Below are 20,281 nucleotides of genomic sequence, written 5' to 3'. Positions count from 1 at the left end.
ACGGGGTCGCCTTCGGCGACGCCTGTTCGGGTCTCTCCGCGATCCACCGCGTTCCCCCTGGTCAAGCCCCCGCAAGCCCTGTTCGGCACGAACCCGAACAGTCGAACACGGGTCCGGTGCGGCAGATCCCGCCTCCAATGGGCACTGCCGGACGACAGGAAAGGGAAGCGGAGATGGCGGGGGAATTCCACGTCGACCTGAAATCGATCGACAAGCTCAGCACGTTCTTCATGGACGCCGCGGGATACGTCGACGACGCGAAGGCGTTCGTCAACGAGCACGCCGACTTCAGCGTCGGCGAGGAGGGCGCTCTGCTGCGGCTCATCGTGGGCGGCCACGAGAAGGTGCGCTACGCCATTCCCGCCGCCTTCGCCGCCTCCGGGCACGTGGTCGACGATCTCGCGGCCAGCTGCTCGTTCGCCGTCGCCGAGTACGAGGACAAGGACGACGAGAGCAAGGACGGCATCGAGGAGATCAACACCCGGCTCGACGGCATGGTGCCGAAGTCGTTCGACGCCGGGAAGGAACTCGCCGAACGCGAGCAGCGCTACGACGGCGCGGAGTTCGACTTCTCCGCAGGGCTGTTCGAAGAGGTCGCCACGCCAACGGACTTCCTCAAGATCAAGGGGACCGAGGGCGACAGCGACGACTTCAAGTTCAACTGGGGCACCGACATCCTCAGCCCGAGCGCGTACCCGCGCGAAGCGTGCCAGCTCGCCCTGGGCCTGGACCCGATGCACTACGTCGTGCAGTGGCTCTCCGGGGACTGGGCCGCCTACGCGGACTGCGCCAAGGCGTGGCGCGCTTGCGGCGAGGCGTGCGCCGCCTACTCGACCAACCTCGTCAAGGTCGCCAAGGACATCCCGCAGGCGTGGACCGGGGAAACCGCCGACTACGCGACCCGGGCGATCAGCGTCGTGGCCGACGCCTACGACGAGATGAAGGGCGTCTGCGACGCCCTCGCCGAGAAGTACGACGCGATCGCCGAGGAGGTCAAGAGCTTCTACAAGGTGCTCGGCGTCTGGATACCGCAGCTGCTGGACTACGCCCTGATGGCGTGGATCTCGTCGACCCTCGCGGCCGCGACCTCGGAGACCGGCGCCGGAGCGGTGGGGTTCGGAGGGGTGGCGGCCTGGTACGTCTACAAGGCGATCCAGGTCTGGACCGAGGTGTGGACCTACTACCAGACCATCTGCGCGACGGTCGAGGCGTTCAAGATGATGCTGTCCGGAATCGAAGCCGAAGGCGTGGAGGGCAAGAAGATCCCGACCGCCTTCTCCACGTACGTGTAGCTGAACCAGGAGGAGCGCGACGATGGATCCGTTCCAGGGCCCGGTTCTGCGCGCGCTCGCGCGCCAGGAGGGCAACGGGCCGCTCGGCGAGATGGCCCGCGAGATCATGAAGAGCAACCTGACCATCCGGGATCTGACCACCACGTCCAACCCCTACGCCGAAGACCTCCGGCGCGCGTCCGAGGCCAACGGCGGTCTCGAAGCGATGCTGCGCGACCGCGACGAGTTCCTTCGGCGGGGCGAGGAACTCGACGACCTCGTGCGCGCGACCGGCGAGTACGAGATCGCCGCGTTCGAGGCCCGGGAGCAGGCGCTGTTCGACGCCGAACAGCGGTCGGCCCGGCGCGCTCCCGCGGCGGACCGGGACGAGTGGGACGACGACGACCCCGAGCAGAGCTTCCTGGTGGACGCGGTGGAAAAACCGCGCTAGGACCCCAGAAGCGTCGCGAGCCGTGGCGAGTAGGCGTGGTCGAGCACCAGCGACGCCGCTCCCACGGCGCCGGCGTCCTCGCCGATCGTCGCGGTCCGCACCTGCACCGGGCGCACCTGCGGTGCCCACACCTGCGAGTTGAGCGTCTTGGCCACCCGCGCCCGGACCAGTTCCCCGACGTGCCGCAGCGCCGGTCCGCCGAGCACCACGTGGTCGATGTCGAGGACGCTGACCACGGTCGCCAGCGCCTGGCCGAGCCTGCCCGCCGCCTGGCGGATCACCTTGGCCGGAACCGGATCACCTTCGGCCGCCGATCGGCACAGCCGCTCGTAGTCCGCGGAAACCGAGCCACCGCCCGGATTTCCGCCCGCCGCCGCCCAGTCCGCGACGATCGCGCGCATCGAGCAGTACGCCTCCAGGCAGCCGCGCCTGCCGCAGTGGCAGCTCCGGCTCCCCGCGCTGACGTGCCCGATCTCGCCCGCGTTGTTGCTGACCCCGCGGTGCACCTGGTCGCCCAGCACGATCCCCATCCCGACACCGGAGCCGAGGTAGACGTAGACGAACGAGCTGGTGCGCGCCGCGCCCGCGGCCCACCGCTCGCCGATGGCCGCCGCGGTGGCGTCGTTGTCCATCACCACCGGGAGTCCCGCCCGTTCGGCCACGACGTCGGCGAGCGCGACCTCGCCCCACCCGGCGAGGTTCGGCGGCCCGAGGACCTTGCGGTGCTCGGCGTCCAGCGGACCGGGAACCGCGAGACCGACCCCGAGGACGCGGGACTCGTCGATGCCGGAACGGCGGACGAGCTGCCTGATGGTCCGGCCCAGCGCGGTCGCGACGGCCGCGGGCGACGCGCCGTCGGGAACCCGGCGGCGGCTGCGCATCCGCACGCCACCAGCGAGGTCGAGCAGAACTCCGGTGATGGACTCGGGATCCAGGTGCAGCCCGACCGAGGAGTACGCGTCGGGCACCACCCGCAGCAGCACCCGCCGCTTGCCGCCGGTCGACGGGGCGTGGCCGTTCTCGGCGACCAGCCCGTCGGCCATCAGCGCCCGGACGATGTTGGACATGGTCTGCGCGGTCAGCCCGGTCTTGGCCGCGAGCTCCACCCGGCTCACCTCACCGTGCGCGCGGATCGTGTCCAGCACGACCGCCCGGTTGAAACCGCCCACGCGCGGAAGGTTGGTGCCCTGCCAGAACTCGCTCGCCATCCGCTCTCCAAGACTGTCTCGGGGTCTGGGCGCCCTGACGCCGGCTCGCTCGCGCCGAAGGTGGTCACCTTGGCAGAACCCGGGCTGGCGGGGAAACCCGTCCGGTGGCGGGTTCGTTGACTTGCTTCATCGAATGGAATTAACTTGCTGCTGTGTGATCCCGGTCTCAGCATAAGCGCAGGATTCCTCGGAGGACCACGATGCGGCGCAGGAAAGCATTGGCCGTACTGACCGCCGGCGCGCTGGGGTTCTCCCTCGCCGCGTGTGGTTCGTCGGCAGCCGACGACCCGAACACGATCAGCGTCGCCTACCACCGCTACGGAAACACCCAGCAGGTCGACCAGTGGATGCAGCGCGTAAAGCAGCAGTACGAGCAGGCGCATCCGGGCAAGACCGTCAAGCTCGACCCGGTGGTCGCTCCCGAGGGCGAGTACCTGTCGAAGCTGCAACTGCGGATGCGCTCCCCCTCGACCACGCCGGACGTGATCTACGAGGACTCCTTCAACGTCAACTCCGACGTGGAGGCCGGTTACCTGGCCCCGCTGGACGAACGGCTGGCGCAGTGGCCGGACTGGGGAACCCAGTTCATCGGCACCACCAAGCAGGCGGGCCGGGCCGCCGACGGCAAGATCTACGGCGTTCCGCTCGACACCGACACCCGCGGCCTCTGGTACAACCGCGAGCTGTTCGCGCGGGCCGGGCTGCCTGCCGACTGGAAACCCCGTAACTGGGACGACATCCTCGCCGCCGCGCGCCAGGTGAAGCAGAAGTTCCCGGACGTCATCGGGCTGGACATGCCGCTGGGCAAGGCCGAGGGCGAGTCGGTGAGCATGCAGACCGTCGAAATGCTGCTCTACGGCACGGGAACCGGCACGCTCTACGACGAGCAGCAGCAGAAGTGGATCGCACCCAGCCGCGGCTTCGCCGACGCGATGCGGTTCGTCTCGACCGCGGTCGGCGAGGGCCTGACCCAGAGCAAGGCGCAGATCGCCGACGCCCAGTACGACAAGAACGCCCGCGACCAGCTGACCCAGCAGGGCAAGGTCGCGATCCGGCTGGACGGCAGCTTCGCCTCCGGCAACTGGGAGGACGCGGGCTGGAAGGACTGGAGCAACACCATGACCGCGACGCCGATGCCGACGCAGTTCGGCCAGGCGCCCGGATCGGTGTCGATGTCCGGCGGCTGGACGCTGGCGCTGAGCGCGTCCGGCAAGAAGCAGGACGACGCCTTCGAGTTCGTCAGGATGGCCGTGGCCAAGGACAACGTCGTCGAGTACGCCAACGCCACCGGCAACCTGCCCGCCCGCGCGGACGCCGCGGCTGACCCGCGGGTGGCCGGGGACAACCCGGTGAGCCAGTTCTGGATCGGACTGCTGGCCAACAGCCACTACCGGCCCGCCCGCGCGGAGTACCCGAAGGTCTCGGAGGAGATCCAGAAGTCCGTGCTCGAAGTGGTCGAGGGCCGCGACCCGGCCGAGGTCGCCGACCGCTGGTCGCAGCAGGTCGGCCGGATCGTGCAGCCGGCGGGAACCCGGGCCGGCTGATGGCGGCTCCGCGCCGCGCGGGCGGCTGGCTGGTGCCGATGCTGCCCGCCGTCCTGCTGCTCGGGCTGTTCGTGATCGGGCCGATCCTTTGGAGCTGCTACGTCGCGTTCACCAACGCGGCGCTGACCGGCAGCGGCGCGACCGATCCGGAGTTCGTGGGGCTGGAGAACTTCCGGCGGCTGTTCGCCGATCCGGCAATGTGGAACTCCGCCTGGCTCACCGTGGTCTTCACCGTCGGTTCGGCGGTGGTCGGGCAGAACTGCCTCGGCCTGCTCATCGCCCTGCTAACCCGGCACCGGAACCGCTGGCTGCGCGACACCGTCGGCGTCGTCGTGGTGTCGGCGTGGGTGCTGCCGGAACTGGTGGCCGCCTTCGCGATCTACGCGTTCCTCAACCCCGAGGGCACGCTCAACGGCCTGTTCGCCGCGGTCGGCCTGGGCGAGCAGGACTGGCTGTTCAGCGCGCCGATGATCGCGGTGGTCCTGGGCAACGTCTGGCGCGGCACGGCGTTCTCGATGCTGGTCTACCAGGCCGCGCTCGCCGAGGTGCCCAGCGAGCTGACCGAGGCCGCGCAGGTCGACGGCGCGGGAGCGCTCGGGCGGCTGTGGCACGTGACGCTGCCGGTCATCCGCCGGTCGGTGCTGACGAACCTGATGCTGGTGACCCTGCAGACGATCGGGGTGTTCACGCTGATCTACGTGCTCACCGCCGGTGGCCCGGGCGCGGCGACGCAGACCCTGCCGCTGCTGATGTACGACACCGCGTTCGAGCTCGACGAGATCGGCTACGGCGCGGCGATCTCGCTGGTGCTGCTGGCGATCGGCGGCCTGTTCGCCGCGGTGTACGCGAAAACGCTCAAGGAGGAGGTGTGAGCATGCCGGCCATCACCTCCGCCCGGCGGCGATCGGCGTCCGCGGTGGTCCACCTGGTCCTCGGGCTGGTCGCGCTGGCGTTCCTGGCCCCGCTGCTGTGGCTGGTCACGGCGGCGTTCGACGCCGACGCGCCGCTGTCCGCGCGGGTGCCGACCAGCCTCACCTTCGACAACTTCGCCCAGGTGCTCACCTGGGAGACCAGCATCGGTCCACTGTGGAACGGACTGCTGATGTGCGGCGGCGCGGCGGTGGTCGCGGTGTCGGCCGCGGTGCTGTGCGCCTACCCGCTGTCGCGCTACCAGCTGCGCTTCAAGCGGCCGTTCCTCTACACCGTGCTGTTCGCGTCCGGGCTGCCGATGACCGCGGTGATGGTGCCGGTCTACAGCATGTTCGTGCAGTTCGAGCTGATCGACTCGATGTTCGGCACGACGCTGTTCCTGGCGTCGAGCACGCTGCCGATCGCGATCTGGATGACCAAGAACTTCATGGACGGGGTGCCGATCAGCCTGGAGGAGGCGGCGTGGGTCGACGGCGCCTCCGGCATGCAGGCGCTGCGGTCGATCGTGCTGCCGCTGGTCCTGCCCGGGACGGGCGTGGTCGCGATCTTCACCTTCATCACCGCGTGGGGCAACTTCTTCGTGCCGTTCGTCCTGCTGCTCGACCCGGCCAAGCAGCCCGCCGCGGTCGGGGTCTTCACCTTCTTCGGCCAGGGCGGGCTGATCGCCTACGGCCAGCTCGCCGCGTACTCGATCCTCTACACCGCGCCGGTGATCGTGCTGTACCTGGTGGTGTCGCGGTCGCTGGGCGGTGCGTTCAACCTCGCGGGTGCGATGAAGAACTGACACTTGTCACGTGATCCGCTGACTGGTGGATCTACCCCGGCGCCGCCGCCCCCGGTGGAATCGGCTCAGCAGAGCCGAATTCCGTTGAGGGGGAACGATGCGACGACTCGTGACCGGCGTGGCGGTGGCCGCCGCGCTGGTGTCCACCGCGCAGCCGGTGCTGGCCGAACCGCAGGCCGCGCCGTCCGGGTACACCGACCAGGAGATCCGGTGGAAGCCGTGCTTCCCGCCCGGTCAGCCGTTACCGCCGGAGCTGCCGCCGGGCTCGGAGCGGCTGGAGTGCGGCACGCTGACCGCGCCGCAGGACTGGAAGAACCCCGGGCAGGGCAAGGACATCACGATCTCGGTGACCAGGCTCTCGCCCGAGAGCGGGCCGACCGGGCGAGCGCTGTTCACCAACCCCGGCGGGCCCGGCGGCGCCGGGATGGCGATGCCCGCGGCGATGCTGGGGTGGAACCGGCCGAAGCTGATGGACAACTTCGACGTCTACGGCATCGACGTGCGCGGCACCGGGCGGAGCAGCACTGTCTCATGTGGACCGCAGGCGCCGAACTCGCCGCTGGATCCCAGGGACCGCAGCGCGGAGAGCATCCGCGCGCAGCTCGCGGCGGTCGAGGAGTTCGCGGCGGCCTGCCAGGAGCACAGCGGAGAGCTGGGCCGCTACGTGACCACCGAGCAGACCGTCGCGGACCTTGACCTGCTGCGCCAGGTCGAGGGGCACGAGAAGGTCAGCTGGTATGGCATTTCCGGTGGAACCTGGCTGGGCGCCTACTACGCGACGTACTTCCCGAAGACCGTCGACCGGTTCGTGCTCGACTCGAACACCCAGTTCACCGGTAGCTGGCAGGAGGTCTTCGGCTGGCAGCCGATGGCGTTCGAGCGCCGCTGGCGGGAGGACCTGCGGCCGTGGCTGGCGGCCAACGACGGCAGCTACCACCTCGGTGCCACGCCGGAGGCGGTGCAGGCGACCGTCGACGAGCTGCGCGCGAAGCTCAAGGCGAACCCGATCCCGCCTGAGGTCCCCGGCGGACCGGCGACGGACCACAACGCGCTCGACGCGATGCTGCTCTACTCGATGTACAGCAAGGCGACGTTCCCGCAGCTGGGCCAGACCATGGCCGCGCTGCGCGACGGCGCGACCGGCGCCGCTGCCCGGTCGCTGTCGCAGGCGGCGGCCCGGCAGCTGCCGATGCAGCAGACCCCGCCCGCGGAGAGCATGGCGGGCACGCTGTACTCGATCCGCTGCAACGACACCGAATTCCGCGGCGGACCGGAGTTCCTGGAGCGGAACTCGGGAGTGCAGGGAGCGCTGTTCCCGTTCTACGGGTACCACTCGATCTTCCAGCCGTGCGCGTACTGGAACGACCGGCCGGACGTGCAGCTGCGCGAGCCCACGGGCGAAGGTCTGCCGCCGGTGCTGATGCTCCAGTCCGAGAACGACCCCGCGACCGCCGTCGAGGGCGCGCGGATCGCGCACGAGCAGTTCGCCGGTTCGCGGCTGGTGACCGTCGCCGACGAGGGCGACCACGGCCTTTACGGGCAGGGCAACGCCTGCGTGGACGACCTGGTCGAGTCGTACCTGGTGGACGGCGTGGTGCCGGAGCGGGACGTCACCTGCCGAGGACTGCCGCTGCCGGGGCCGCAGCAGGCGGCGGTAGCGCGGCCGAGCCTGTTCGAGGCGCTGGAGGACCTGGCCGACGCACTGGGCTGAGCAGCGCCGGAGTCCGGCCGGGTCGCTCGGCACGCCTCCCCGGTCGGCCGGGGGCGGTCTGACCCCAGAACAACGCGCGGGCGGTGAGTAGGACACTCACCGCCCGCGTTTTGAGCTGTCGTTCTTCTCATCGGACCAATGGCCTCCCCTCCCGCTCGGACTGCTGTTCCTCGCGGGGTAATGGGATGCCGTCGATCTCGGTTTCGGCCTGGTCACCGGACTCGTCCTCGTCGACCCGCATCGCCACGAACACCGCGACGACCGCGATCAGCGACAGAGCCAGCATCGCCAGATCAGCCATGACGCACCTCCCCTCCTGCGTCGGCCCGCCGATTCTCCCAGCGGATACAGGTAGGACGCGGCGCGTGACGGTCCGGTTGCTGATCGTTCAGATCCGATGAAATTCAGTCCTTTCGGCTGAATTACATAGCCCGTAGGAATGCAAAATGCGACGCCCGCCCGAAGAAAATTCGTTTTCCTCGGGTGGGTGCCGCACGATTGCGCACACTAAAGTGACGGCCGCCCGGCCGGGGCACCCGCTCCGTCAACGCGGAGGAACCGGAGCAAGTGCACTCGACCGGGCGGTCCGATCAGGCTCCCAGGCGCTGCTTGAGGGCCTCGAACTCGTCGCGCATGGAGCTCGGCAGCGAGTCGCCGATGCTGTCGAACCACTCCTGGATCAGCGGCAGCTCGGCCTTCCACTCCTCGACGTCGACGTGCAGCGCGGTCTCGACGTCCTCGCGCGGGGTGTCCAGGCCGGACAGGTCGATCTGGTCCGCGGACGGCACGCGGCCGATCGCGGTGTCCTCGGCGGCGGCGTTGCCCTCGATCCGCTCGATGATCCACTTGAGCACGCGGGAGTTCTCGCCGAAGCCCGGCCACACGATCTTCTTGCCGGACTCGTCCCGGCGGAACCAGTTGACGTAGAAGATCTTCGGCAGCTTGGAGGCGTCGGCCTCCTTGCCCACGTTCACCCAGTGCTGGAAGTAGTCGCCGACGTTGTAGCCGATGAACGGCAGCATCGCCATCGGGTCGCGCCGGACCTCGCCGACCTTGCCGGCCGCGGCGGCGGTCTTCTCCGACGACAGCGTGGCGCCCATGAACACGCCGTGCTGCCAGTCGAACGCCTCGTTCACCAGCGGGACCGTGGTCTTGCGGCGACCGCCGAACAGGATCGCCGAGATCGGCACGCCGTTGGGGTCGTCCCACTCCGGCGCGAGGATCGGGCACTGCGACATCGGCGTGCAGTAGCGGGAGTTCGGGTGCGCGGCCTTCTCGTCGGAGTCCGGCGTCCAGTCCCGCTGCTTCCAGTCGGTGAGGTGCTGGGGCTCGCCCTCCATCTCCTCCCACCAGACGTCGCCGTCGTCGGTCAGCGCGACGTTGGTGAACAGCGAGTTGCCCTGCTCGATGGTGCGCATCGCGTTCGGGTTGGTCTTCCAGTTGGTGCCCGGCGCGACGCCGAAGAAGCCCGCCTCCGGGTTGACCGCGTAGAGCCTGCCGTCCTTGCCGAAGCGCATCCAGGCGATGTCGTCGCCCAGGGTCTCGACCTTCCAGCCCGGGATGGTCGGCTGGAGCATCGCGAGGTTGGTCTTGCCGCAGGCCGAGGGGAACGCGGCGGCCACGTAGTGGACCTTGTTCTCCGGCGAGATCAGCTTGAGGATCAGCATGTGCTCGGCCAGCCAGCCCTCGTCGCGGGCCATCGCCGAGGCGATCCGCAGCGAGTAGCACTTCTTGCCCAGCAGCGCGTTGCCGCCGTAGCCGGAGCCGAAGCTCCAGATCTCCCGGTCCTCCGGGAAGTGCGTGATGTACTTGGTGTCGTTGCACGGCCACGGCACGTCCTGCTGGCCCGGCTCCAGCGGCGCGCCGACCGAGTGCAGCGCGGGTACGAAGTCAGCGTCGTCGCCCAGGCGCTCCAGCACCTTCGCGCCCATCCGGGTCATGATGTGCATCGACACCACGACGTACTCGGAGTCGGTGATCTCCACGCCCAGCTTCGGCGGGTCGGCGTCGAGCGGACCCATGCAGAACGGGATCACGTACATGGTGCGACCGCGCATCGAGCCCCGGTAGAGCTCGGTCATGATCGCCTTCATCTCGTCCGGCTGCATCCAGTTGTTGGTGACGCCGGCGTCCTTCTCCTCGCGGGAGCAGATGAACGTGCGCTCCTCGACCCGGGCGACGTCGCTGGGGTCGGAGGCGGCGTAGAACGAGTTCGGCTTCTTCTCCAGCCGTTTGAACGTGCCCGCCTCGACCAGGCGGTCGGTCAGCCGCGTCCACTCCTCCTGCGAACCGTCGCACCAGACCACCCGGTCGGGCGTGGTCAGCTCCGCGACCTCGCGCACCCACGACAGCAGGCGCGCGTGCGTGGTCGGTGCCTGGTCGAGCCCGGGAATGGTCAATGAGGTCATCGCGTCTTGTCTCCTGACTGGGCGCCACAGCCCGGAATCGCTCCGGCGGGGTCGGCCCGCCGGGTGTTCAGGGAATGCTCCGCCCGACCCGAAGACCGGGCGGATTGAAAGGGATGCACCGAGGCTAACGGTGCCGGGCGCTCGCAACGGAGATCAGAGTTGTCGGTTCTCTCACAAGAACGATAAGGGAATCGATTCAGAAACCCTTGGCGCAACGGATCCTCCGCGAAGGGGGAGTTGCTGATCCAAGAATTTCCGACGAACTGGACAGCCCGGCCAACGGCAGGTGTCCACCGAATGGCGGTTGATCATCGGGCGGTGAACGCAAAATCGCCCGGCGCCCCTCCCGCGGGCGCCGGGCGATGCCGTCGGCGGGTCAGGACCAGAGGGCGTCCGAGTCGGCCGGAGCGGCGCCGCCGCGGCCCCCGGCGCTGCCGCCCGCGCGCCCGGCGTGCGGCTCGGGCTGCGGTTCCGGCTGCGGCTCGGGCTCGCCGAAGCTCCAGGTCGCGTCGTCGGTGGCGCCGGTGGCCGGGTTCGGCGTGTATTTCTGGCCGTCCAGCCTGCCCTGCTCGACCACGGTCCACTGCCCGTCGCCGGTGTGCTGGGAGATCGTCACGTCGCCCGCGGGGTTGATGTCGACGATCTGGTCCGCCGAGCCGTCCCCGTCGAAGTCGGTGACCAGGTGCGTGCCCGCCTCGTCCTGGACCACGGCGGTGTCGGCGACGCCGTCGTTGTTGGTGTCCTCGGTGGCCGGTCCCACCTGGACGTCGCCCTGCGGCAGGTCGACCACCATCTGCTGCGCGTTGGGGTCCTGCCGGGGGTCGCCGCCGCCCGGGTGCTGCTGGGGGTCCTCGGCCGTCCAGTCGCCGGTGCCCGCGTCGAACCGCGCCTGCTCGACCACCACGCCGTCGGCGTCGATGGTCTGCATGACGTCGGCCCGGCCGTCGTGGTTCTCGTCGACGTAGGCGACGTGGCCGTCGTCGGTCATCACCGCGACGGTCTCGTCCACCCCGTCACCATCGAGGTCGTAGTTGGCCTCGGCGGTGTACTCCTCGCCCTCGACGGTGATCTTGATGTCACCGTCGCCCGCGCCCGTCTCCTCGATGTACACGTGAGTACCCCTCAACTCCGCGTCCGGTTTCACAGCTAGGACGCAGGGTAGAGCCACCCGGTTCCCGCCGAACAGGTGCTAGCGGACGACCCGGTAGCGCAGGTGCGTGACCCCCGGGGAGCCGACCACCCGCTCCGGCTCGAACGCGCACCGCTCGGGATCGACGCCGTCGAACAGCCGGACTCCCCGGCCGAGCAGGATCGGCGCCACGTGCACCTCGACCTCGTCGACCAGCCCGGCGTCGAGCGCCTGGCGGACCACGTCGGCACCACCGGAGATCTGCACGTCCTTGTCACCGGCGGCGGCCCGGGCCTGCTCCACCGCGCTTTCGACGCCGTCGGTGACGAAGGTGAACGTGGTGCCGCCCTGCCGCACCCACGGTTCGCGCGGGTTGTGGGTCAGCACGAAGACGGGCGCCTGGAACGGCGGCGGGTCCGGCCAGCCCGCCTCGCCCTCGTCGAACATCCGCCGACCCATCACGTAGGCGCCTGCGCGGGCGAAGTTCTCCTTGACGATCTCGTCGTCGGCGTTGGTCGCCCCGCCCTCGCGGCTCTGCCGCTCCCGCCACGACTCCAGGTCGAACACCCACTGGTGGATGCGGAACCCGCCGTCGCCCAGCGCGTTGTCCGGCCCGCCGTTGGGACCGGCGACGAACCCGTCCAGGGACATCCCCATGGACGCGAAAACCTTGCTCACCGCTGTCTCCTGTCGTTGCTCCCGGTCCGCCGACCAGGAAGATCACCCCCGGCACGGGGAAACCTCATGCCGCGCGGTCGCGGAGGTTGCGGATGCTCTCCAGCAGCTGCTCGGCCTTCTCCCGGCCGGACCTGGCGTCGCTGAGCCGCCGGTTGACGGTCTGCAGCCGCTTGCTGCGCTCGGCCGCGTCCATCTTCAGCGCCTTGTCGACCTCCCGCAGCTCGCCCTCGATCGCCTCGATGCGCCTGGTCAGCGCGTCGTCGAGGGCCAGCGCGAGCTGCTGCTCGGCCTCGATGAGCTGTTCTGCCACCAGCTGGTCGAGCGCAGAACGGGCGTCAGCGATCGCCTCGGTGAGCCACTGCTTCATGTGCTGCTTGTCGGCCGCGTGCTTGCGGGTGCGCGCCATCCACCAGCCCGCGCCGAGCCCGAGCACGATCGTCACCGGCAGCACTATCGGGTTCAGCGCGCCGATGCCGATCCCCGCCAGCGGCATCGCCGCCGCCCGGCCGGCGCCGAGACCGCCGGTGATCCCCATGAACACCAGCAGCTTGTCCTCGGCGGTCGGGGGCCGCTTCTCCGGCGGGCGCAGCGCGACGGGCGCCTGCGCGCCGCGCGCGAACTGGGAGCGGATCACGTCCAGCTCCTCGGCGGAGAACAGCTCGGCCAGCGACACCTCCGCGACCCGGGCCAGCCGGGCGGTCAGCATCGCCCCGATCCGGGTCGACACCATCTGCAGGGCCACGTCGACCTGCTGCGGCAGCTCGGGCAGCTGCTGGCGGTCCGCCCCGTCGATGGCCCGCCGGAACCAGGTCTGCACCTCGCGGACCTGCCGGGTCACCTCGTGCCCGGTCTCCACCCGGGTGCGCTGGACCTCGCCGCGCAGCTTGACCTGCCAGCCGCGGGTCGACGACCGCCGCTGCGCGGCGAGCTCGTCGCGGCGTCCGCGCAGCGACTCGGCCTCGTCCTCGCCGACGGTCAGCGCCCGCTTCTCGGCCTCCAGCTTCGCGGTCAGCTCACCGAGCACAGTGGACAGAGCGCGCATCGTGTTGGCCTCGCCGAGCATCGCCGACCGGCCGGCGACCAGCTGCTCCAGCGCGGACCGCAGCTCGGCGATGCCGGACTTCTCGGTCAGCATCGCGGCGGCCTGCTCGCTGGGCGCCTTGGCCGCCATCTCACGCATCCGCGCCGAAACCGGGTAGATCGGGACGTCGGCGAAGCGCGGCGCGTGCTCGGCGAGCAGCCTGCGGTCCTCCTCCAGCACCTGCCGCCAGCCCCGGTGCTGGTCGGTCTTGGCCAGAGCGAACACCACGGTCTCGACCCGGTCGCCGACGGTGCGCAGGAAGTCCAGCTCGCCCCGGGTGAAGGGAGCCGACGCGTCCACCACGAACAGCAGCGCGGTCGCCGAGGCCGCCGCCTCCATGGCGAGCTCGCCGTGGATGGAGTCGAGCCCGCCGACGCCTGGGGTGTCCACGACGGTCAGCTTCGACAGCGCTTCCACCGGTCCCTCGACCCGTACGTAGCGCGGCGGGAGCTGACCGTCGGGCAGCTCGTGCCCGACCGACGACCACGCCGCCAGCTCCGGCAGCTCGAACCGCACCGGCTCCTGCTGCCCCGGGTAGCAGGCGAACCCGGCCCACTGCTCGCCGTGCTCGAACTGGAGGTAGGTCGCGGTGGCCACGCTCGCGTCCACAGGGGACAGTCCTGGCTGCTCCAGCAGCGCGTTCACCAGCGAGCTCTTGCCCCGGTTGGTCTCCCCGACGACCACCACGCTCGGCGTGCCCGGCCGCGAGCGGCGCACCTGGTCCACCCACTCCGCCGCGGGCGGATCGGCTTCCCGCAGCAGCCCGAAGAGCTTGTCCCTGGTCTGCTTGACCAGCTGCGGTAACGCGGACGCGACCACCCCCTGCACGGGACCAGCCGATGTCATTTCTTCCTCCGGGGCTCTCGCTTTGCTTGGTGGGTCGGGTGGCGGAACCTCAGGCGTCCGCTGGCTCCGGAATCTTTTTCCGACGTATGTCCAATACGACGGAAAAAGCTGTCCTCGCCAGCGGACGCCTGAGAACCCGCGGCGGTGCCGGTTGGCAGTGTGGGCTAAGCGGCTTCGCCGCTTGAAGACGATGGCCGGGTTGTGGTGTCACTGCGGGGTGCGGAGGCGGTAGACGGTCACGATCGGGGCGCGCAGGAGGCGGTCGCGGTCGGCGAAGCCGAGCACCTCGGTCTCGGCGATCACGCCGTCCAGCGCGGGATCCTCGGTCGGCATGGTGCCGCCCGCCTCGTGGTGCGCGGGGTCGAAGCGCAGGCCGTCCGGCCGCAGCGCGGTCACGCCGATGCCGTCCAGGCCCTCCGAAAGCCGTTCGACGACACCCGTGCTGCGGGCCCGGTCCATCGCGTACATGCAGAGCTGGATCAGCGTCGCGCGCTCGGCGAGCGCCTGGTCGAGCGGGTTGGCGAGGAAGTCGGTGTCCACCGCGGTCATGTCATTCCCCAACTGGCCGTCGGAACCGGAGGCCACGGGTTGGCCCCCGTCGGTTTCCGACGCGTCCGCCGCCTCCCCGGTTCCCCGCTCGGGTCGCCGAAACCATCCCCGCATGGCCATCCCCTCACGTGCTCTGGGCCCGCAACTGCTGCCAGATCAGGAAGTAGGCGCGGTGCACCACGTGCGCGATCCGACTTTGCGCAGGTGTGGCGCCGAACGACGAGAACGACCGCCACCAGCCCGCGCGCTCCAGCGCGTAGTCGGTCAGCTCCTGCCTGCCGCGGCCCGGAAGCCCCAGCTGCTCGCCGATGTCGGAAGCGCTGCCGACCCGCATGACCTCCTCGGCCAGGTCGTCGGGCATCGCCACCGCCCCGGACGCGACCAGCGTCAGCGCCTCCAGCAGCCGCAGCTGGTGCGCCTCCGGCTTGGCCAGCAGCACCTCGATCGCGTCGTGCACCCGCTGCCGCTCGCCCTGGTCCCCGGAGGCGTGCGCGAGCGCGGTCACCGACGCGAGCGCGGCGGCTGCCTTGATGCCGTCGGCGCGGGCGCGGAACACCGAGTCGAGGCGGCTCAGCACGCCCGCGAGCCCGGAGGCGTCCAGCAGCCTGCGCCGCAGCGCACCGGCGGTGATCTCGGGATCGGCGTCGATCGCGGCCAGCGCCTGCCCGATGCCGTAGAGGTCCATCCGCTCCAGCAGCCTGCTGCGCACCCCGGCGGGGACCTCGCACTCCCAGCTGGTGAACAGGTCCGCCGACATCAGCAGCGTCTCGCGGGTCGCCTCGTCGAGCCCGGCCAGCTCGCGCAGCGCGTCGGCGTCGGCGGAGGTGAACCCGCCGGTCTCGGCGGTCTCGGCGAGCAGGCCGATCACCGGCAGCACGTCGGCGACCCGGGGCTTGAGCAGCTGCGACTGCTTGTCCGCGATCGTCGTGGCCGCGGCCCACACGTCGCCGTCGGCGCCCTCGACCGAATCGGGCTCGATGGTGTCGGCCTTGTTCAGCAGCGCGATCGCGTTGACCGGCCCCGCCTCCCGGCTCGCGGTGGCCGCGGTGAACGACGCCAGCGCCTGCTGGTCGTCGGCGCGGACCGCCTGCGTCACGACGTAGAGGACGGCCTCCGCCCCGGCGACGGCGTTGCGGGAGACCGGGTCGAGCTCGTCGTCGCCGGGCTCCTCGTCCGGCCGGGTGCCGAGCAGCTCCTCGGTCCGCGCGACCGACGCGGCGTCCAGCGAACCCAGGCCCGGGGTGTCGATCACGGTGAGGTCGCGCAGCACCGCGTTGGTCAGGTACGCCTCCAGGTGCGAGACCTTCTCGACGTCGATCCCCAGGTCGGCGGGGATGCCGCCGTCGGCGTCGAACGGGATGGCCTGCTTGCCGCCGTCGTTGAAGATCACCTCGACGCGGTCCACGGTGCCGTACTGGAACCGGGTCACCAGCCGGGTGCACTCACCCACGTCGGTCGGTGCGACCCGGCGCCCGATGAGCGCGTTGACCAGGGTCGACTTGCCGGACTTGATCCGGCCCGCGACGGCGACCTGCAACGGCGCCGACAGCCGCCGCAGCACCTCGCGGAACCCGGCGGCGGTGCGTTCGGAAACCTGCGGCTGGAGCCCGGTGCACAGCCGCGCGACGGCCGCGGAGAGCGGACCGGGCCAGTGCTGTTGCTCGGTTCCCGTACTCACCCATGACCCCTCGATCGGCGACGCGTGCGGACATCCTGCCACGCGGCCCCTCGGCGCACGGGCCGTCCGCCGGGATCCGACCGCAGGTGGACGCGGTCGGCCCCGGAGGATGACGCCGTCGCGGCGCGGGCTGCCTAGGCTCGTCGGTGTGCGAAGGCTGAGTCTGTGGATGCGCGCGCATCCGGCGGTGGGAGATGCGCTCATCGCGCTGTTCGTGCTGGTCCCGGACCTGGCGGACGCGATCTACACCGACACCCGGCCGCAGCCGCTGTGGCTGGCGGTGCCGGCCGGTCTCCTGCTCGCCGGTCCGCTGTTCGTGCGGCGGCGCTGGCCGGTGCCCGCGGCGTACGTGACGCTGGCCGGGCTGCTGCTCGTGGTGATCACCGCGGACACGCCCCAGGTCAGGTTCGGCGGTATCGCGGTGTGCATCGCCGTCTACACGCTCGTCGCGTACGTCGGCAGGCGCGTCGCCGCGCTCTACACCGCGCTCGCCGCGGCGCTGGTCGCGTACCAGGTGCTGGTCAAGAGCCCGCACTTCGAAGGCCGGGCGGGCGCGATCGTGGTGCTGGCCATCGTCTACAGCCTGGTCACGGCGTTCTGCTGGGCCCTCGGCGAGTTCGTCGGGGCCCGCCGCGCCTACCACGCCGAGGTCGAGCGGCGGCTGCGGAACCTGGAGTTCGAGCAGGACCAGCAGGCCCGCATCGCGGTCGCCGAGGAGCGCAACCGGATCGCCAGGGAGCTGCACGACGTCCTGGCCCACTCGGTCAGCGTCATGATCACCCAGGCCGACGGCGGTTCCTACGCGCTGCGCAACAAGCCGGAGCTGGCCGAGCAGGCGCTGCGCACCATCGGCGACACCGGCCGCGCCGCGCTCGGGGAGCTGCGCGGCCTGCTGGAGGTCCTGCGCAACCCCGACGAGGACGGCACCCGCGCCCCGCAGCCGACCGCGACGAGCCTGCGCGAGCTGGTCGACCGGGTCCGCGAGCTGCGGCTGCCGACCGAACTGGAACTGGTCGGCGACTTCGACGAACTGCCCACCGGCATCGGGCTCGGCGTCTACCGGATCGTGCAGGAGTCGCTGACCAACGTCCTCAAGCACGGCGGCCGCAACGTCCGCGCGAGGGTGCGGGCGGTCAACGACGGCGAACGCATCGACATCGAGATCGTCGACGACGGCAGCAAGACCGAACCGTCCACGCTGCCCGGCGGCAACGGCCTGATCGGCATGCGCGAGCGCGCCACCATCTACGGCGGCACCCTCGACGCGGGCCCGCGCCCGGAAGGCGGTTGGCGAGTGCACGCGGTGCTGCCCCTGCCGCGCGGATAGGGTTGTGGACATGTCTCGCGTCCTGCTGGTCGACGACCAGGAACTCATGCGCATGGGCTTCCGCATGGTGCTCGACGCCCAGGACGACCTCGAGGTCGTCGGCGAGGCGCACAACGGCGAGGAAGCCGTCGAGATGGCGGCCCGCCTGCGCCCCGACGTGGTGCTGATGGACGTGCGGATGCCGGTGCTCGACGGCGTCGAGGCGACCCGCCGGATCGTCGCCGACGGCAGCTCGAAGGTGCTCGTGATGACCACCTTCGACCTCGACGAGTACGCGCTGGCCGCGCTGCGCGGCGGGGCCAGCGGCTTCCTGCTCAAGGACACCCCGCCGGACGGGCTGGTCACCGCGGTGCGGTCGGTGGCCAGCGGCGATGCCGTGGTGTCGCCGAGCGTGACCCGCAGGCTGCTCGACCGGTTCCTCGGCGGGGACGCGGGCGAGCTGCGCGATCCGTCGGTGCTCGACTCGCTCACCGAGCGGGAGCGCGAGGTGCTGGTGCTGGTCGCCAAGGGCCTGTCCAACTCCGAGCTGGCCGGGACGCTGTTCCTGTCCGAGGCGACGATCAAGACCCACATCGGCCGGATTCTGTCCAAATTGGACCTCCGGGACCGGGTGCAGGCGGTGGTGCTGGCCTACGAGACCGGTTTGGTGCGCCCCGGGGAACAGTGAGATTGGACGCGTCCGGGACACCTCGGGCGCGAGCGCGCATAACCTGCTCTGGTGCCCTCCGCCTGGAAGCCGAAGCCGGCCTGGACCCCGAAACTGGTAGCCCTCGACGTCGACGGAACGCTGCTCGAACCGGATGCGCAGGTCGTCTCGGAGGCCGTCGGCGCGGCGGTGCACCGGGCGGTGGAAGCGGGTGCGCTGGTCGTGATCGCCACCGGCCGGAGCACGCTTGGCACCCGCCCGGTGCTGGCGGCGCTGGGCCTGACCGGCGGCACCGCGCTGTGCTCCAACGGCGCGGTCCGGATGGACGCCGCGACCGGCGAGGTGCTGGCGGTCGACACCTTCGACCCCGCCCCGGTGCAGGCGGCGCTGGCCGCCCGGCTGCCGGGAGCGATCTTCGCGGCCGAGCGCATCGACGTGGGCAGCCTGGTCACCAGCAAGTTCCGCGAGGAGGCGCTGCACGGACCGCAGCGGCTGGCCAGCCTCGACGAGCTGCTCGCCGAACCGACCTCGCGGCTGATCGCGAACTGGGCCGACCACGACGCGGACGAGCTGCTGCGGGTCATGGCCGGGGTCGAGTTCCCCTCCTGCACGCTGACCATCGACCACTACCAGCCGTGGGTCACGGTGGTCCCGGCAGGCGTGACCAAGGGCGCGGCGCTGGAGAAGCTCCGCGTCGAGCTCGGCGTCCCCGCCGAGGACACCTTCGCCGCCGGTGACGGCGACAACGACATCGAGATGCTGACCTGGGCCGCGCACGGCGTCGCGATGGGCCAGGCGCCGGAGGTGGTCCGCGCCGCGGCCGACGAGATCACCGCGACGGTCGACGACGACGGCTTGGCGAAGGCCCTCGACCGCTGGTTCCGGTGAACGCTCGGCAGTTCCCGCGAGCGCGCGGTAGTTCCCGTGAGCGCTCGGGGTTTTCCCTGAGACCGCGGTCACTCCCCGCGGCCGAAAGTACGACCTGAGGTTGACCCGTTCCTGGCCCATCGACCGATGTGGACGTCCCATCGGCCGGGGCAGAGTTGTGGTGCCTGGGGGAAGCACGAAGTCTGCACGGGAGTGACCAATGATCGAGGCAAGCCATGATCGAAGCTGACCGCCTCACCAAGCGCTACGGGTCGAAGGTCGCGGTCAACGACCTGTCGTTCACCGTCAAGCCGGGCCGGGTCACCGGCTTCCTGGGGCCCAACGGCGCGGGCAAGTCGACCACGATGCGGATGATCCTGGGCCTGGACCGGCCGACCTCCGGCGCGGTGCTCGTCGACGGCAGGCCGTACCGCGAGCTCAAGCAGCCGCTGCGCACCGTCGGCGCGCTGATCGACGCGAAGTGGGTGCACCCGAACCGCTCGGCGCAGGCGCACCTGAAGTGGCTGGCCCGGTCCAACGACATCCCGCTGCGGCGCGTCGACGAGGTGCTGGAGATGGTCGGCCTGTCGCAGGTCGCCAGGCGCCGCGCGGGCGGGTTCTCGCTGGGCATGTCGCAGCGGCTGGGCATCGCCGCCGCGCTGCTCGGCGACCCGAAGATCCTGCTGTTCGACGAGCCGGTCAACGGCCTCGACCCGGAGGGCATCCACTGGATCCGCCGGTTCATGCAGGGCCTCGCGGCCGAGGGCCGCACCGTGCTCGTCTCCAGCCACCTGCTCTCGGAGATGTCGCTGACGGCCGAGGAGCTGATCGTGATCGGCCGCGGGGAGCTGATCGCGCAGTGCAGCACCGACGAGTTCGTCGAGGGCGCGAGCAACGCGTCCGTGCGGGTGCGCTCGCCGCAGGCCCAGGAGCTCCGGCAGCTGCTGACCGGGCAGGAGTTCGTGGTCCAGCAGCCCGACCGGGAGACGCTGCTGGTCGGCGACGCGGGCAGCGAGCAGGTCGGCGAGATCGCCGCCCGCAACGGCATCGTGCTGCACGAGCTGAGCCTCCAGCGCGGATCGCTCGAGGAGGCGTTCATGCAGCTGACCAGCCAGGCCGTGGAGTACCAGACCGATTTCGGCGGCGCCGCCGCGACGACGGCAGGAAAGTGAC

The 20,281-nt window shown here is 70.7% G+C and carries 18 protein-coding genes; 10 read left to right on the top strand and 8 right to left on the bottom strand.

Annotation, left to right across the window (positions count from 1 at the left end):
• The first annotated feature begins 173 nt into the window (after positions 1-173).
• Complete coding sequence (locus ABD691_RS29815; RefSeq protein WP_344685403.1) at positions 174-1,292, top strand: hypothetical protein; 1,119 nt, start codon at positions 174-176, stop codon at positions 1,290-1,292.
• Between the two features lie 22 nt (positions 1,293-1,314).
• Entirely contained in the window at positions 1,315-1,722 is a 408-nt protein-coding gene (locus ABD691_RS29810; RefSeq protein ID WP_344685401.1) for a hypothetical protein, read from the top strand.
• Here the strand turns inward: ABD691_RS29810 and ABD691_RS29805 are convergent.
• Positions 1,719-2,930, bottom strand: a complete 1,212-nt coding sequence (locus ABD691_RS29805; protein WP_344685399.1) for an ROK family transcriptional regulator — start codon at positions 2,928-2,930, stop codon at positions 1,719-1,721. The two genes, ABD691_RS29810 and ABD691_RS29805, sit on opposite strands and share 4 nt — an antisense overlap.
• 218 nt (positions 2,931-3,148) lie before the next feature.
• Here ABD691_RS29805 and ABD691_RS29800 point away from each other — a divergent pair, with 218 nt between their 5' ends.
• From ABD691_RS29800 to ABD691_RS29785, 4 genes are all read left to right on the top strand, one after another.
• Complete coding sequence (locus ABD691_RS29800; protein ID WP_344685397.1) at positions 3,149-4,474, top strand: extracellular solute-binding protein; 1,326 nt, start codon at positions 3,149-3,151, stop codon at positions 4,472-4,474.
• Positions 4,474-5,346: a carbohydrate ABC transporter permease gene (locus ABD691_RS29795; RefSeq protein ID WP_344685395.1), complete on the top strand. Its 873-nt coding sequence runs from the start codon at positions 4,474-4,476 to the stop codon at positions 5,344-5,346. The genes ABD691_RS29800 and ABD691_RS29795 overlap by 1 nt, the downstream gene beginning before the upstream one ends.
• A 2-nt stretch (positions 5,347-5,348) precedes the next feature.
• The gene (locus ABD691_RS29790; RefSeq protein WP_344685468.1) at positions 5,349-6,188 is read left to right on the top strand and encodes a carbohydrate ABC transporter permease; all 840 of its coding nucleotides are present in this window, start codon (positions 5,349-5,351) and stop codon (positions 6,186-6,188) included.
• A 97-nt stretch (positions 6,189-6,285) separates the two neighbouring features.
• Complete coding sequence (locus ABD691_RS29785; RefSeq protein WP_344685393.1) at positions 6,286-7,899, top strand: alpha/beta hydrolase; 1,614 nt, start codon at positions 6,286-6,288, stop codon at positions 7,897-7,899.
• Between the two features lie 127 nt (positions 7,900-8,026).
• Here ABD691_RS29785 and ABD691_RS29780 read toward each other — a convergent pair whose 3' ends face one another.
• The 7 genes from ABD691_RS29780 to ABD691_RS29750 form a co-directional block, all read right to left on the bottom strand.
• Positions 8,027-8,200 (bottom strand): hypothetical protein, encoded by a 174-nt coding sequence (locus tag ABD691_RS29780; protein ID WP_344685389.1) that lies wholly within the window; start codon positions 8,198-8,200, stop codon positions 8,027-8,029.
• Between the two features lie 289 nt (positions 8,201-8,489).
• On the bottom strand, positions 8,490-10,307 hold the full coding sequence (locus tag ABD691_RS29775) for a phosphoenolpyruvate carboxykinase (GTP) (RefSeq protein ID WP_344685387.1): 1,818 nt from the start codon (positions 10,305-10,307) through the stop codon (positions 8,490-8,492).
• Between the two features lie 376 nt (positions 10,308-10,683).
• On the bottom strand, positions 10,684-11,418 hold the full coding sequence (locus ABD691_RS29770) for a DUF6802 family protein (protein ID WP_344685384.1): 735 nt from the start codon (positions 11,416-11,418) through the stop codon (positions 10,684-10,686).
• A 78-nt stretch (positions 11,419-11,496) separates the two neighbouring features.
• On the bottom strand, positions 11,497-12,114 hold the full coding sequence (locus ABD691_RS29765) for a dihydrofolate reductase family protein (RefSeq protein WP_344685382.1): 618 nt from the start codon (positions 12,112-12,114) through the stop codon (positions 11,497-11,499).
• A gap of 64 nt (positions 12,115-12,178) precedes the next feature.
• A complete protein-coding gene (locus ABD691_RS29760) occupies positions 12,179-14,041 on the bottom strand; it encodes a dynamin family protein (protein WP_344685380.1) in 1,863 nt (620 codons plus the stop codon).
• A 207-nt stretch (positions 14,042-14,248) separates the two neighbouring features.
• Positions 14,249-14,710 carry a nucleotide exchange factor GrpE gene (gene grpE, locus ABD691_RS29755; protein ID WP_344685379.1) on the bottom strand — a complete coding sequence of 154 codons (462 nt, stop codon included), beginning with the start codon at positions 14,708-14,710 and terminating at the stop codon, positions 14,249-14,251.
• A 4-nt stretch (positions 14,711-14,714) separates the two neighbouring features.
• A complete protein-coding gene (locus ABD691_RS29750) occupies positions 14,715-16,268 on the bottom strand; it encodes a dynamin family protein (RefSeq protein ID WP_344685378.1) in 1,554 nt (517 codons plus the stop codon).
• Between the two features lie 169 nt (positions 16,269-16,437).
• Between ABD691_RS29750 and ABD691_RS29745 the strand changes: the two genes are divergently transcribed.
• From ABD691_RS29745 to ABD691_RS29730, 4 genes are all read left to right on the top strand, one after another.
• Positions 16,438-17,595, top strand: a complete 1,158-nt coding sequence (locus ABD691_RS29745; protein ID WP_425565189.1) for a sensor histidine kinase — start codon at positions 16,438-16,440, stop codon at positions 17,593-17,595.
• Between the two features lie 10 nt (positions 17,596-17,605).
• A complete protein-coding gene (locus tag ABD691_RS29740) occupies positions 17,606-18,262 on the top strand; it encodes a response regulator (protein ID WP_344685374.1) in 657 nt (218 codons plus the stop codon).
• Positions 18,263-18,313: 51 nt separating this feature from the next.
• Positions 18,314-19,129, top strand: a complete 816-nt coding sequence (locus ABD691_RS29735) for an HAD family hydrolase (protein WP_344685373.1) — start codon at positions 18,314-18,316, stop codon at positions 19,127-19,129.
• 215 nt (positions 19,130-19,344) lie between these two features.
• A complete protein-coding gene (locus ABD691_RS29730; RefSeq protein ID WP_344685372.1) occupies positions 19,345-20,280 on the top strand; it encodes an ABC transporter ATP-binding protein in 936 nt (311 codons plus the stop codon).
• Position 20,281: the final 1 nt, after the last annotated feature.

Source organism: Saccharopolyspora taberi (assembly GCF_039534165.1).
In the GTDB taxonomy this organism is placed as follows: domain Bacteria; phylum Actinomycetota; class Actinomycetes; order Mycobacteriales; family Pseudonocardiaceae; genus Saccharopolyspora_D; species Saccharopolyspora_D taberi.
This window is presented reverse-complemented; position numbering and strand designations above follow the sequence as displayed.

Bases quoted from the DNA above. Each gene is read 5' to 3' on its own strand.
- ABD691_RS29815 (WP_344685403.1), top strand. From the start codon at position 174: ATGGCGGGGGAATTCCACGTCGACCTGAAATCGATCGACAAGCTCAGC.
- ABD691_RS29810 (WP_344685401.1), top strand. From the start codon at position 1,315: ATGGATCCGTTCCAGGGCCCGGTTCTGCGCGCGCTCGCGCGCCAGGAG.
- ABD691_RS29805 (WP_344685399.1), bottom strand. From the start codon at position 2,930: ATGGCGAGCGAGTTCTGGCAGGGCACCAACCTTCCGCGCGTGGGCGGT.
- ABD691_RS29795 (WP_344685395.1), top strand. From the start codon at position 4,474: ATGGCGGCTCCGCGCCGCGCGGGCGGCTGGCTGGTGCCGATGCTGCCC.
- ABD691_RS29790 (WP_344685468.1), top strand. From the start codon at position 5,349: ATGCCGGCCATCACCTCCGCCCGGCGGCGATCGGCGTCCGCGGTGGTC.
- ABD691_RS29785 (WP_344685393.1), top strand. From the start codon at position 6,286: ATGCGACGACTCGTGACCGGCGTGGCGGTGGCCGCCGCGCTGGTGTCC.
- ABD691_RS29780 (WP_344685389.1), bottom strand. From the start codon at position 8,200: ATGGCTGATCTGGCGATGCTGGCTCTGTCGCTGATCGCGGTCGTCGCG.
- ABD691_RS29775 (WP_344685387.1), bottom strand. From the start codon at position 10,307: ATGACCTCATTGACCATTCCCGGGCTCGACCAGGCACCGACCACGCAC.
- ABD691_RS29760 (WP_344685380.1), bottom strand. From the start codon at position 14,041: ATGACATCGGCTGGTCCCGTGCAGGGGGTGGTCGCGTCCGCGTTACCG.
- grpE (WP_344685379.1), bottom strand. From the start codon at position 14,710: ATGGCCATGCGGGGATGGTTTCGGCGACCCGAGCGGGGAACCGGGGAG.
- ABD691_RS29745 (WP_425565189.1), top strand. From the start codon at position 16,438: ATGCGCGCGCATCCGGCGGTGGGAGATGCGCTCATCGCGCTGTTCGTG.
- ABD691_RS29740 (WP_344685374.1), top strand. From the start codon at position 17,606: ATGTCTCGCGTCCTGCTGGTCGACGACCAGGAACTCATGCGCATGGGC.
- ABD691_RS29730 (WP_344685372.1), top strand. From the start codon at position 19,345: ATGATCGAAGCTGACCGCCTCACCAAGCGCTACGGGTCGAAGGTCGCG.